Annotated in this window: 9 protein-coding genes; 5 read left to right on the top strand and 4 right to left on the bottom strand. The window is 64.9% G+C overall.

All coding sequences use genetic code 11. From position 1 onward, the window contains the following. The first annotated feature begins 90 nt into the window (after window positions 1-90). Window positions 91-1347 carry an aminotransferase family protein gene (locus ACZI8Q_RS07930; RefSeq protein ID WP_463372966.1) on the top strand — a complete coding sequence of 419 codons (1257 nt, stop codon included), beginning with the start codon at window positions 91-93 and terminating at the stop codon, window positions 1345-1347. Window positions 1348-1491: 144 nt separating this feature from the next. Here the strand turns inward: ACZI8Q_RS07930 and ACZI8Q_RS07925 are convergent, their stop codons facing one another. Genes ACZI8Q_RS07925 through panB form a run of 4 tightly spaced genes read right to left on the bottom strand, consistent with a single transcriptional unit; the run spans window position 1492 to window position 4539 of the window. Then, a complete protein-coding gene (locus ACZI8Q_RS07925; RefSeq protein WP_463372965.1) occupies window positions 1492-2172 on the bottom strand; it encodes a PhzF family phenazine biosynthesis protein in 681 nt (226 codons plus the stop codon). A gap of 33 nt (window positions 2173-2205) precedes the next feature. After that, window positions 2206-3192 (bottom strand): prolyl aminopeptidase, encoded by a 987-nt coding sequence (gene pip / locus ACZI8Q_RS07920; protein ID WP_463372964.1) that lies wholly within the window; start codon window positions 3190-3192, stop codon window positions 2206-2208. Further along, complete coding sequence (locus tag ACZI8Q_RS07915) at window positions 3189-3650, bottom strand: hypothetical protein (protein ID WP_463372963.1); 462 nt, start codon at window positions 3648-3650, stop codon at window positions 3189-3191. Before ACZI8Q_RS07915 ends, pip begins: the two co-directional genes overlap by 4 nt. Window positions 3651-3687: 37 nt before the next feature. Next, on the bottom strand, window positions 3688-4539 hold the full coding sequence (gene panB, locus ACZI8Q_RS07910) for a 3-methyl-2-oxobutanoate hydroxymethyltransferase (protein ID WP_463372962.1): 852 nt from the start codon (window positions 4537-4539) through the stop codon (window positions 3688-3690). A 179-nt stretch (window positions 4540-4718) separates the two neighbouring features. On the opposite strand from panB, the gene ACZI8Q_RS07905 reads away from it, so the two are divergent. From ACZI8Q_RS07905 to ACZI8Q_RS07890, 4 genes are all read left to right on the top strand, one after another. Then, complete coding sequence (locus tag ACZI8Q_RS07905) at window positions 4719-6272, top strand: alpha/beta hydrolase (RefSeq protein ID WP_463372961.1); 1554 nt, start codon at window positions 4719-4721, stop codon at window positions 6270-6272. Between the two features lie 128 nt (window positions 6273-6400). After that, window positions 6401-7741: a type I glutamate--ammonia ligase gene (gene glnA / locus ACZI8Q_RS07900; RefSeq protein WP_463372960.1), complete on the top strand. Its 1341-nt coding sequence runs from the start codon at window positions 6401-6403 to the stop codon at window positions 7739-7741. Next, window positions 7738-10764: a bifunctional [glutamine synthetase] adenylyltransferase/[glutamine synthetase]-adenylyl-L-tyrosine phosphorylase gene (locus ACZI8Q_RS07895; protein WP_463372959.1), complete on the top strand. Its 3027-nt coding sequence runs from the start codon at window positions 7738-7740 to the stop codon at window positions 10762-10764. Before glnA ends, ACZI8Q_RS07895 begins: the two co-directional genes overlap by 4 nt. Continuing rightward, entirely contained in the window at window positions 10761-11759 is a 999-nt protein-coding gene (locus tag ACZI8Q_RS07890) for an endonuclease/exonuclease/phosphatase family protein (protein WP_463372958.1), read from the top strand. The genes ACZI8Q_RS07895 and ACZI8Q_RS07890 overlap by 4 nt, the downstream gene beginning before the upstream one ends. The last annotated feature ends 13 nt before the right edge of the window (window positions 11760-11772 follow it).

Here is an 11772-nt window from a genome sequence, read left to right as displayed (position 1 = left end):
CTAACGAACGGGTTGACGCTCGCCGTCGGTACGGTCCGGGACCGTACGTGGCATAGTCGCTGGGAAGGTGTTCGCGAGAAGGGACAGGCCATGGCAACGGACGGGACAGCATCGGACCGCGCAACATCGGCGCTGTGGCACGGCTTCGCCGACATGGGGACCGTCGTGCAGGGCGGTCCGTTCGTCGTGTCGAAGGGTGAGGGCGTCTACATCTGGGATGACCAGGGGAACCGGTATCTCGACGCGACGGCCGGTTTGTGGTTCACGAACGTCGGTCACGGGCGTCGTGAAATCGCTGACGCGGTCGCGGAGCAGCTGTCCACGCTCGCGCACTTCTCGAACTTCGGCGACTTCGCCCCCGAAACGACGGTGACGTTGGCGCAGCGCCTCGCAGACATCGCTCCCGTGCCCGGGAGCAAGATCTTCTTCACCTCGGGTGGTTCGGACTCGGTGGACACGGCGACCAAGCTGGCCAGGCGGTACTGGCACGAGCTGGGCAGGCCGTCCAAGAACATCGTTGTCGGCAGAAAGAGGGCATACCACGGTATGCACGTTGCGGGCACCGCACTGGCCGGTATCCCCGGCAACCGCGAGGGCTACGGCGAACTGATGCACGACGCCGCGACGGTCGAGTGGGACGAGGCCAAGAGTCTGCTCGCGCTCATCGAAGAGATCGGCGAAGATCGAATTGCTGCCTTCTTCTGCGAACCGATCATCGGCGCCGGTGGGATCTATCTGCCCCCGGACGGGTACCTGGCGGAGGTGCGGGACATCTGTCGCGATCACGACATCCTGTTCGTCGTGGACGAAGTGGTGACCGGCTTCGGCCGCATAGGCGGCGACTGGTTCGCGTCCACCCGCTTCGATCTGCAGCCCGACATGATGACGACCGCCAAGGGACTGACGTCGGGCTACGTCCCGATGGGTGCCGTGTTCATCGCTCCGCGGGTGGCGGAACCGTTCTTCTCGGGTGGTGTGTCGTGGAGGCACGGCTACACCTATGGCGGGCACGCCGGGGCAGCAGCGGCGGCGCTCGCCAACCTCGACATCCTCGAGCGGGAGGATCTGCTCACGGAGGCGAAGCGGCTCGAGGCATCGTTGCACGAGCAACTCGCTCCACTGGTCGACCACCCCAGGGTGCAGGAGGTGCGCAGTGGCCTGGGTGCGGTCGCGGCTGTGCAATTGGTCGATCCCGCCGAGGCGCCGCCGTTCGTCGGGACGTTGCGCGAGCACGGGATTTCCGGGCGCGCGGCTGGTCAGGGCGCGATGCAGATCTCACCATCGTTCGTCATGACCGACGATCAGGTCGCCGAGTTGGTAGCTGGGATTCGCACGGCCCTCGGATAAGCAACCACGCTCGAAAAGGGCGAACGGGTCGACCGTCAGCGGCGGGCGTACCCCTGATTCGTCGGCCGTGCGCCGAAAGTGCGTGGCGGGTCCGAGACCGCCCGTCTCGAGAGTGCCTACTGCGCAGAAGCCGTCGCCCTCGACTCAGATCTGCCGTGAGTCCTCGGACCGAACGAGTCCGCCGACCTCGATCCAGCCGTTCGGGTCGTAGGTGGTTCGCAGCTGCGACCCCTTGCCCTGAGTGATGAGGAGCGACAGCCGGAGATTTTCGGTGAGTCGTACCGCGGCGGCTCCGGTCGCTTCGTCCTCGACGATCCCCAGATCGGGTGCGAACATTCGGGTACGGACCGAGTGCTCGAGCTTGTCGGCCCACGCCCACACGTAGTGGATGCCCTCGCCGAATTCCTCGGGCTCCGATGCCATGACGTCGTCGACGGTGTCGAGGGGATAGAGCGCGAACTCGGGCGCCCATTCGGCTCGGGCCCGCACCCACCACGCCTTACCGGATTTGCGTGTCGCGACTTCGCCTGCCGTCGTCACGAGGGATTTCACCGGCGTCCCGCGCTGTTCGAGCCACCACGCGGTACCGACGGTGGGGTGGCCGGCGAACGGAAGTTCCCGAACCGGTGTGTAGATCTGCAGGCGGGCCCGATCCGCGCCCGGCTCGGGTAGTTCCACGAACACCGTCTCGCTGTATCCGAGTCCTTTCGCCAGTGCCTGGCGATCGTCGACCGGCACGGCGCCAGCGTCGATGACTCCCAGTGGGTTGCCGTGCCTGCCTTCCGCATCGGTGAACACCCGAATCACGTCTACGTTGACAGCCATCGTCGCACCATATCGAAAGTTCGGGCCCAAACGTCAGGATCGGAACCTGTCGGTTGCGCTGATCAAGTGGTGGACGATTCCCGGCTCGAGCGCGGCATGACCGGCATCGTCGACGACGTGCAGTTCGGACTCCGGCCAGGCCTTGTGCAATTCCCAGGCACTGGTGGCCGGGCAGACTATGTCGTAGCGACCCTGGATGATCACGCCCGGAATGTCGGACAGGACGTCGGCGTCGCGCAGCAACTGGCCGTCGTCGATGAATCCGCGGTTGCGGAAGTAGTGGTTCTCGATGCGTGCGAATGCGCGTGCGAACCGGGGCTCGGCGCTCTGCTCCACTCGGTCCGGTTTCGGGAACAGCGAACTGGTCGCCCCTTCCCAGGTGGACCATGCGATCGCTGCACGGGTGGCCACATCGGGATCGTCGTCGTGCAGAAGCCGGTGGTATGCCTCGACCAGATCGCCGGTGCGCTCGGATTCCGGTACGGGAGAGAGGAACTGCTCCCACTGTTCGGGGAAGACATGGCCCGCACCGCCGTTGTAATACCAGTCGATCTCGCTGCGTCGTAGCAGGAAGATGCCTCGCAGCACCAATTCCGTCACACGGGCGGGATGGCGTTGCGCATATGCGAGGGCCAGGGTCGATCCCCACGACCCGCCGAACACCTGCCACCGCTCGATCTCGAGATGCTCACGGAGGGCTTCGACGTCACCGATCAGGTGGTCGGTGGTGTTGACGGAAAGGTCCGCACCGTCGGCGACGTGTGGGGTCGACCGTCCGCAACCGCGTTGGTCGAGCAGAACGATCCGGTAGGCCTGCGGATCGAAGAACCGCCGCTGCGCAGGGTCGGTTCCCCCGCCCGGCCCGCCGTGGAGGAACACGACCGGCCGACCGTCGGGGTTGCCGCTCTGCTCCCAGTACACCGACTGGCCGTCACCCACGTCGAGGTGGCCCGACTCGTACGGCTCGATGGGGGGATACAGCGTCCGAAGCTTGGCGACGGGCTCGGACTGGCGGCTCACAGTCCGATCAGCCCCGTCGCCAGGTCCGGAATCTCCAGTGCCGAGATCGCTCCCTCACGGATGTCGGGGCACGCGGACGCGGTGATCGTGTCGATACGCGACTTGTCCCGTAGAAACGCGATCGGATCGAGGCCGTTCCGGACGATCCACTCGCCGACCAGGGTGTTCAGCCCTGCCTTGCCGATGGTGGGAGTGTACGTTCGCCAGCTCTGCAGCTGCTTGTCCAACTCGCCGCACAGACTTTCTGCCTGCGCCTGCGTGACCCCGCCGGGCACCTCGCCGACCTCGGCGGAGGGCGAAGGTTCCTGGCTCGACGGCGTGGGTGCAGGAGGGTTGTCGGCTGTGCCGTTGCCGCCACTTCCGCACCCCGCGGCGAACAGGGTCATTACGACGCCACCGGCCGCCAAGGCGGCACGGCGGCGACTTCGGCGTGGGTGGATGGGACGGTGTCCGGTCATCGACAGACCTCTCGGCTCGTGAAACGGGTGAGCAGCGTCAGAAGCTGTGTTCCTCCGCGGGGAATGTTCCAGCAGCGACCTCTGTGGCGTATGCCGCGGCCGCACTGCGCAATTCGTCGCCGACACTACCGAAGCTCTTCACGAACTTCGCCGTCTTGCCGGACGTGTAGGACGCCATGTCCTGCCACACAAGGACCTGGGCGTCGCATTCCGCGCCTGCACCGATGCCCACCGTCGGGATCGTGAGCTTGCGCGTGACCTGCCCGGCGACCTCGGCCGGGACCATTTCCATCACGACGGAGAACGCGCCCGCCTCCTGCACGGCGATCGCGTCGGCGATCAGCTGCTCGGCGCCGTCGCCGCGACCCTGGACGCGAAATCCGCCGAGACTGTTGACGCTCTGTGGTGTGAACCCGACGTGAGCCATGACCGGGATACCGGCAGCGGTGAGTGCCGCGATCTGTGGCGCGATACGTTCGCCGCCCTCGAGCTTCACCGCATGCGCGAGTCCCTCCTTCATGAAACGAGTCGCGCTCGCGAGTGCCTGCTCGGGCGAGCCCTCGTAACTCCCGAAGGGGAGGTCGGCGACCACGAGGGCATTCGGTGCGCCGCGTACGACGCCTCGAACGAGGGGAAGGAGTTCGTCCGCCGTCACCGGGACGGTGGTGTCGTAGCCGTAGACGACATTGGCCGCGGAGTCACCCACGAGCAGTACCGGGATCCCGGCTTCCTCGAAGATCCGGGCGGTGGAGTAGTCGTAGGCGGTGAGCATCGACCAGCGGTGCCCCTCGGTCTTCATGGCCTGCAGGTGGTGAATGCGCGTCTTGCGCTTGGGTGCGGCAGCTCCGTACAGAGGGGTTTCGGGCTGCGTGCTTTCAGATGCGGACATCGTTTGATCCCTTTCGTGCCTCGAGGCCCATTGGTCGGCTTCGACGCGGTGGTCGATTCCGGTGGGTCCCCGGGTGTAGGTGATGACGGTTTCAGTCTGCCATTGCGGGCGGAGGGTGCGAAGTCGCACGTGGAGTGCAATAGGTCACAACCGATCGGTTCCTGGCACGATCGATGACCATGAGGATGTCTTCACGACCCGTTGCGATCGCGGCCCTGTCTGCTGTTGCTGCCCTGGTGACTTCGTGTACCGGTGGTACGGCCGGCGATGCCCGGTCGGCAACCGCGACACAGGTCGGCCCAGCAGGAGTCGTCCCAGCGGGGCTGGAGGAGTTCTACGCGCAACCCGTGAAGTGGGGCTCGTGCGAGGGATACAGCACCGACGGTTCCGACTTGAGCGGACTCGCCTGCACCAGGATCACCGTTCCCCTCGACTATGCCGACCCGGCCGGAGCCACTGCCGAGATCGCGTTGTCGCGGGCCACGGCAACCGGCGACAAGATCGGTTCACTGTTGGTCAATCCAGGTGGTCCCGGCGCTTCTGGTCTGGGCACGGCGGTGGTCACCGAGGGAACGCCGGTCGCCGAACGATTCGACACGATCGGATTCGATCCACGCGGCATCGGCGCATCCACCCCGGCGGTGCGCTGCCTCACTGCGGAAGAGACCGATGCCAGGCGCCAGGATCTCGACATCGACATGAGCGCGGAAGGGATCGCACGTTCCGAGGCGGAGAATCGTGAGTACGCGCGCAAATGTGCAGAGCGATCCGGAGTGGAGTTGCTGGCGCACGTCGGGACGTACGAAGTGGTCCGCGACATGGATGTCATTCGTTCCGTTCTGGGCGACGAGAAACTGAACTATCTGGGCTATTCGTATGGAACTCGGCTCGGGTCGACCTACGCGGAGACGTTCCCGGAACGTGTCCGCTCGATGGTGCTGGACGGTGCCCTGGACCCGCAGCAGGATCCGGTCGAGGAAGTGATTCTTCAAGGGGCCGGCTTCCAGAAAGCGTTCGACGCCTTTGTTGCGGACTGTGCCACGTCGGCGGATTGCCCCCTCGGTACTGACCCGGCAGCAGCCGACGAACGGTTCCGGAGCCTCGTCGCCCCGCTTGTCGAGAAACCTGCCGAAACCACCGATCCGCGTGGTCTCAGCTACGCAGACGCGATCACCGGCGTCCAGCAGGCGTTGTATTCTCCGCGTCTGTGGGGGCTTTTGAGGGGTGGGCTGAACAGTCTTGCCGACGGAACGGGTGACGCGCTGCTGAGTCTGGCGGACATGTACGAAGGTCGCACCGAGGACGGCACGTACTCCAACCTCAATGATGCGTTCAATGCGATCCGCTGTGCCGACGATCCGGCGGAAACCGATCGTGATGTGCTCGGTGTGGCAGACACTAGGTTCCGCCAGGCAGCACCCTTTCTCGACGACGGCCGCGGCACCGGAAACGCACCGCTCGACATCTGTGCTTTCTGGGCGACTCCGAATACGAGCCATCCGCACACGATCGACGCCGCGGGTGTGCCGTCGATAGTCGTCGTGTCCACCACAGAAGATCCCGCCACGCCGTACCAGGCGGGCGTTGATCTGGCGGCGCAATTGGGAGGTGCGCTGGTCACTTATAGAGGTACGCAGCACACGGTCGTATTCGACGGGGAACAGTGCGTGGACGACGCGGTGACGAACTACTTCGTCGATCTGACGGTGCCACCTGGAGGATTGACCTGTTGATGTTCGCAGACAATTTCGATATCGGGTCATCGCTACACGCAGGCACTATGGGTTCGGGGCGGTCGTGCCATGCAAAGGGATCGCGCGAAGTTACACAGATTTAACGTACTTTGCTTAGTCTCGCGGACATGGATCGCCAAAAGGAGTTCGTGCTTCGCACCCTCGAAGAGCGCGACATTCGGTTCGTCCGGTTGTGGTTCACCGACGTGCTCGGGTATCTGAAATCCGTGGCGATCGCGCCTGCAGAACTCGAAGGCGCGTTCGAAGAGGGGATCGGTTTCGACGGTTCCGCCATCGAGGGCTTCTCGCGAGTGTCCGAGTCCGACACGGTCGCCAAGCCCGACGCGTCGACCTTCCAGGTGCTGCCGTGGAGTTCGAGCAAGGGGCATCAGCATTCTGCCCGTATGTTCTGCGACATCGCGATGCCCGACGGTTCACCGTCCTGGGCCGATTCACGGCATGTTCTGCGGCGGCAGCTGAACAAGGCCAGCGACCTCGGGTTCAGCTGCTACGTGCACCCCGAGATCGAGTTCTTCCTCCTCGAGAACGGCCCGATGGACGGCAGTCCGCCGGTACCGGCCGACTCGGGTGGATACTTCGACCAGGCTGTTCACGACTCGGCACCCAATTTCCGTCGTCACGCGATCGATGCGCTCGAGTCGATGGGGATCTCGGTGGAGTTCAGCCACCACGAGGCAGCGCCGGGCCAGCAAGAAATCGACCTTCGCTACGCGGATGCCTTGTCGATGGCGGACAACGTGATGACGTTTCGGTACGTCGTCAAGGAGGTGGCGATCTCCGAAGGGGTCCGCGCCACCTTCATGCCCAAGCCGTTCAGCAACGAGGCCGGCTCGGCAATGCACACCCACATGAGTCTCTTCGAAGGCGATACCAACGCGTTCCACAATCCGGACGATCCGATGCAGCTGTCGGCCACCGGCAAGGCGTTCATCGCCGGCATTCTCGAGCACGCGAACGAGATCAGTGCCGTCACCAACCAATGGGTGAACTCTTACAAGCGACTGATCCACGGCGGAGAAGCCCCCACAGCAGCTTCCTGGGGGCCGTCCAACAGGTCGGCGCTGGTTCGCGTGCCCATGTACACGCCGAACAAGGCTTCCTCGCGCCGTGTCGAGATCCGGAGCCCAGACTCTGCTTGCAACCCTTACCTGACCTTCGCAGTGCTGCTCGCCGCCGGTCTGCGTGGTGTGGAACAGGGTTACGAACTGCCGCCCGAGGCAGAAGACGACGTGTGGTCGTTGACGTCCGCCGAGCGCCGGGCAATGGGCTACAAAGAGCTGCCGGGCAACCTGGACTCCGCGTTGCGTGAAATGGAGAAGTCGGAGCTCGTCGCAGAGGCTTTGGGTGAGCACGTGTTCGACTTCTTCCTGCGGAACAAGCGGCGCGAGTGGGAGGACTACCGCAGCAGGGTCACTCCGTTCGAGCTCGAGACGTACCTGGGCTTGTGAGCGGACGCGCGGTGAAACCCCCGGCAGCACGATCAGCCATACCTGGACCGGGCCGTCTCGGTCTCGTCGAACCGACTGCACCAGGCGAACTTCGCGAACTCGGCTGGGTCGACGTCTCGAAGGTCGAGGTATTGTGGGCGCTTTCGCGCGCTGCGAATGCCGACCTGGCATTGCGGACGCTTGTTCGGCTCAAAGACGGCCTCGGCGAGGGCTGGGCGGAGCTCGACGACATGATCGGCACGGACAAGGGCCTGCGTGGCCGCCTCTTCGGATTGTTGGGTGCCTCGAGCGCCTTCGGTGATCATCTCGTCGCGGAACCTTCGTCGTGGCGTCTGCTCGCCGGTGATGTGGAATTGCCGACGAAGCAGGAAGCGACCGAGCGGCTGCTCGCCGCGGTCGATGCGACGCCGGAAGCCGATGCCGGTGAAGACGTGCTGCTGTACCGAGCTGCGATCACCGGTCCGGATGCGGTTGCCGCTCTGCGCAAGTGCTATCGCGACGAGTTGATGCTGCTGGCGGCTGTCGACCTCGCTGCCACCGTCGAGAACGAGCCGGTTCTTCCGTATCAGGCCGTCGGACACCAATTGTCCGACCTCGCCGACGCAGCACTCACCGCCGCGCTCGCGGTTGCCGTGGCGACGGTCTGTCCCGACGAGCCGTGCCCGGTTCGGCTCGCGGTGATCGCGATGGGCAAGTGCGGTGCGCGCGAATTGAACTATGTCAGCGACGTGGATGTGGTCTTCGTCGCCGAACCCGCGGATGCGGTGGCCAGCCGACTGGCCGGCGAAATGATGAGAGTCGGGTCGTCTGCGTTCTTCGACGTGGACGCGGCTCTGCGCCCCGAGGGCAAGCGTGGGGAACTCGTCCGCACACTCGAGTCGCACGTCGCCTACTACAAGCGGTGGGCGAAGACCTGGGAGTTCCAGGCGCTGTTGAAAGCTCGCCCGATGACCGGCGATCTGGCCCTGGGCGGGCAATACATCGAAGCTCTGAGCCCGATGGTGTGGAGTGCATCGGAGCGTGAGAACTTCGTTCCCGAGGTGCAGGCGATGCGTCGCCGCGTGGAGGAATTGGTTCCCGCGGAATTGCGTGAGCGCGAACTCAAGCTGGGGCGCGGCAGCCTTCGCGACGTCGAGTTCGCGGTGCAGCTTCTGCAGCTCGTCCATGGTCGCGCCGACGAATCTCTGCACGTGCAGAGCACCGTCGACGCGTTGACCGCTCTCGCTGCCGCCGGCTATGTCGGTCGCGACGACGCAGCGAATCTCACGGCCTCATACGAGTTTCTCCGATTGCTCGAACATCGGCTGCAGTTGCAGAAGCTCAAGCGAACCCACACGTTGCCACCTGCCGACGACGAAGAGGGCTTGCGCTGGCTCGCCCGCGGAGCGCACATGCGTCCGGACGGGACGAAGGACGCGCTCGGAGTCCTCAAGGCGGAGATTCGCCGGAACTCGCATCGGGTCAGGCGTCTGCACGCGAAGCTGTTCTACCGGCCGTTGCTCGAGTCCGTCGCTCGCACGGACAAGGATGCGTTGCGTTTGTCACCGGACGGTGCGATGCGTCAGCTGGCGGCTCTGGGCTACACGGCGCCGCAGAACGCGCTCGGTCACCTCACTGCGTTGACGAGCGGGGCATCGCGGAAGGGCCGTATCCAGGCGCTGTTGCTGCCCACCCTCCTCGAATGTCTGGCGGACACACCGGATCCCGATGCGGGACTGCTCGCATACCGGCGGCTGTCCGACGCGATGATCGACCAGACCTGGTTCCTTCGTCTGCTCCGCGACGAGGCGTCGGTGGCAGAGCGGCTGATGACGGTTCTGGGTTCTTCGGCGTATGTTCCCGATCTACTGGTCAAGGCGCCTGACGTGGTGCGGCTGTTCGCGGACTCGCCCAGCGGTCCTCGATTGCTGGAACCGAAGCCGAACGACGTTGCCCGTGGAATCCTCACGGCGTCATCTCGGTACGACGACCCGGTCCGCGCCATCGGAGCGGCACGTTCGCTGCGCCGGTACGAATTGGCGCGTATCGCCTCGGCCGACATTCTGGGGATGCTGGACGTACCGCAGGTGTGCAAGGCGCTGTCGTCTGTGTGGGCTGCCGTGCTCAATGCGTCGCTGACCGCCGTGATCAAGGCGAGTGTCGCCAAACGCGGCGGTCCCGCTCCCGCCACCCTCACGGTGATCGGGATGGGGCGCCTCGGTGGTGGCGAACTCGGGTACGGATCGGACGCAGACGTACTCTTCGTGTGCGAGCCGATCGACGACGCCGACGAAACCGAGGCCGTCAAGTGGGCCATCGGGGTTGCCGACCGGGTACGGACCCTGCTCGGCGCCGCGAGCACCGATCCGCCACTCGAAGTCGACACGGGATTGCGGCCCGAAGGACGCAGCGGTCCGGTCGTGCGAACACTTTCCTCGTACGCGGCGTACTACGACCAGTGGGCGCAGGCGTGGGAGGTGCAGGCGCTGTTGCGCGCACACCACATCGCGGGCGACCCGGAACTCGGTCTGCGTTTTCTGCACATGATCGACAAGACTCGCTACCCGGCGGGCGGGGTTTCCGAACAGTCGGTACGGGAGATCCGTCGCATCAAGGCCCGGGTCGATTCGGAAAGACTTCCTCGGGGAGCGGACCCGGCCACGCATACCAAGCTCGGCCGTGGCGGTCTCGCCGACATCGAGTGGACCGTACAGTTGATGCAGTTGCGCCACGCGCACGAGGTCATGACGCTGCACAACACCTCGACGCTCGAAACGCTCGATGCGATCGGTGCCGCGGAACTGTTGCCCGAGCACGACATCGAACTGTTGCGCGATGCGTGGATCACCGCCACCAAGGCGCGTAATGCACTTGTGCTGGTTCGGGGTAAACCGACAGACCAGCTGCCGGGGCCCGGGCGAGTCCTGTCGGCTGTCGCGCAGGTTGCGGGATGGGACAGTGACGACGCCGGCGAGTTCCTGGACAACTACCTGCGTGTGACGCGCCGTGCGAAAGCTGTCGTGGAGCAGGTATTCGGGGAATGACGTCGGTATGGATGCGACGCGTCCTGATCGGTGTCGGCTGGATGGTGGCGTGCGTGGGCGCGTTCGGTGTACTCCTGCGCAGCCTCGATCTGCACGACCAACGTCTTGTGATGATCTGCTCGGCAGCGCCGTACCTGATGGCGGCCGGGCTTGTCGCGGTTGTCGTACTCGGTCTCACCCGGCATTGGATCGGATTAGCGGTGTCGTTGGTGGTCGCGGTGGCCGCCGTGGTGGGTCAGGCGCCGCTCTTCGTTCCCGATGGGACGGCGCGCGAAGGTGGAGCCGAACTCACAGTGATGCAGGCGAACATCTGGCTCGGAAATGCCGACGCGGATGCGTTCGTCGAGCAGATCGTGGCCGAAGAAGTCGATGTCGTCACCGTCAACGAATTGACGCCGGATGCGATCGTGCGGCTGACCACTGCAGGGATCGCAGACGAACTGCCGTACTCGTTCGCACGGCCTTTCAGCGGGGGAGCGGGCACCGGAATCTGGAGCCGGTATCCGTTGTCGGAGAAGGTGCACTACGAGGAGTTTCTGCTCTCCGCGCTGTCTGCCCGGATCGCCCTGCCGGACGGTCGCAGCACTTCAGTCTATGCGTTTCACCCCGTTCCACCCTGGCCGACTCCGGTTTCCGTATGGTCGGAGGAGATGGACCGCATCTCGACGATTCTGGACGAGATTCCGGAGGACTCAGGGCCGGTGATCGTCAGCGGCGATTTCAATGCCACACGTGATCATCGGAAATATCGAAATCTCGTGTCGGGCCGGTTCGTCGACGCTGCGGACCAGGCGGGCGCAGGATTACAGAACACCTACCCGGCCGATCGGGCGCCGCTCCCGCCGATGATTGCCATCGACCACATCGCTTCCAGCGGTGCGCACGCGCGTTCGGTGGACACCGTGACCATCGAGGGCTCGGATCACCGAGGACTGATTGCCCGGTTCGTCCTGGACGACGTAGACGGCCGCACGGTTGTGGAGCGTCGCCGGTAGAGGACGGGTTGGG

This window comes from Rhodococcus quanlei (assembly GCF_055231015.1).
This window is presented reverse-complemented; position numbering and strand designations above follow the sequence as displayed.